Source organism: Parendozoicomonas verongulae, assembly GCF_009711465.1.
GTDB lineage: Bacteria > Pseudomonadota > Gammaproteobacteria > Pseudomonadales > Endozoicomonadaceae > Sansalvadorimonas > Sansalvadorimonas verongulae.
Map to the genome: position 1 here is coordinate 1 of NZ_SMME01000605.1, position 1,394 is coordinate 1,394.

Here is a 1,394-nt window from a genome sequence, read left to right on the forward strand (position 1 = left end):
TTGATTCACATCCACCCCTTCGGTGTTCACTAACATCTTAACCACTTCGGCATGGCCTTCTTGAGCCGCCAGATAAAGGCCGTGAACAGGGCGACCGCTTACTCCACTTTCAAAGTTCTCATTTACATCAAAGCCCTCCTGATCCAAAAAGATCTGAACCGCCTCCACATTACCTTCACGACAAGCTGCCAGAAAATCGTGCTCCTTATATTTCCTCACCAGGGTCTGGCTCCGCTCTATTGTACATTGATACATCGCTTGTGAGTGTTCACAAAGCCCCAGAATTAAGAGGAAAAAACTGGTGCAGGCCCACAGTGTTTTCTCACCGGTCCTTAACATTTTCCACTCTCCAAAACCATCAAGGAAGGAAAGGGTAGTAGGTATGGCGATCAACAATGAAGATATCAAACTGTTCAAATCCCAGCGTCTGGTTCTGAGAATCATCCGCAGAACCTGCAATACTGTCGGGCAAATGTTTCTCTCAAGTCCGGACTATGAGCTGGAAGGTTGGTGGACGACACTGGCAGGCGGCCCGTCTGGTGAAAACCGGACGACAATATATTCTGCGCTTCGGTCGACATAGCCCAGGTTTTCGGGCCTGGCGGCGTTTGTTATCTGAATATGCACTGTGTTGATGGCCTTCTTCAGACATCATTAACCACTTCCGGGAATAAAATCACTGGAGCCTGACTGGTCATGGTGTTGTATTGCCTAAAGCTCAAAAAAGACGGCCAGATGAAGGATAGAGTGACTCGATAAGTGATTCTTTTGAAGAATTCATGAAAAACAAATGCTGAAATCCTGATTCTGAAAATCTGTCGAGATTGTTATGAGCCAAAGGGACGGTGGAAATCAGGAAGTCACGGATTCAGGATATTATTTCTTTGTGATCCGTTTCTCCTTGCACAGGGTATCTCGGCTGTTCTGCTTTCCCTTGCATAGGGTGTCGTTGCAGCTCCGGCGGTGAGACTTAAGCAGGTTGGCTGAATCGAAGATCATGCCGCAGGGGCAGGTGGTGTTCCTTTTCCCCCTGCACCGGGTATCGCGGCTACCCTGGCGGTGAGAGTTAAGCTGACTGGCCGTATCGAAGGTGACGCCACAGGGACATGTCGTGTTCCGCTTTCCCTTGCATTGGGCGTCGCGGCTGCCCCGTCGGTGAGCGTTAAGCAGGTTGACCGAAGCGAAGATCGTGCCGCAGGGGCAGGTGGTGTTCCTTTTCCCCCTGCACTGGGCATCGCGGCTGCCCTGGCAGTGAGAGTTAAGCAGGCTGACCGAGGCGAAAGTGGCGCCGCAGGGGCAGGTAGTGTTCTGCCTTCCCTTGCACCGGGCACCTCTGCTGCTCTGACGGTGATTTTTAAGCTGCCTAGCCGAATCAAAGGTGGTGCCGCAGGGGC

The 1,394-nt window shown here is 51.6% G+C and carries 3 protein-coding genes; 2 read left to right on the plus strand and 1 reads right to left on the minus strand.

Annotated features, from left to right (window positions below; all coding sequences use genetic code 11):
* The coding region (locus tag E1189_RS23000; protein ID WP_196221022.1) for an ankyrin repeat domain-containing protein at window positions 1–219 on the minus strand (219 nt) is incomplete at its 3' end.
* Window positions 220–382: 163 nt separating this feature from the next.
* Here E1189_RS23000 and E1189_RS23005 point away from each other — a divergent pair.
* Complete coding sequence (locus tag E1189_RS23005; protein WP_196221023.1) at window positions 383–583, plus strand: hypothetical protein; 201 nt, start codon at window positions 383–385, stop codon at window positions 581–583.
* Between the two features lie 476 nt (window positions 584–1,059).
* Window positions 1,060–1,394 (plus strand): hypothetical protein (locus E1189_RS23010; protein WP_196221024.1); only part of this gene is annotated, 335 nt, incomplete at its 3' end.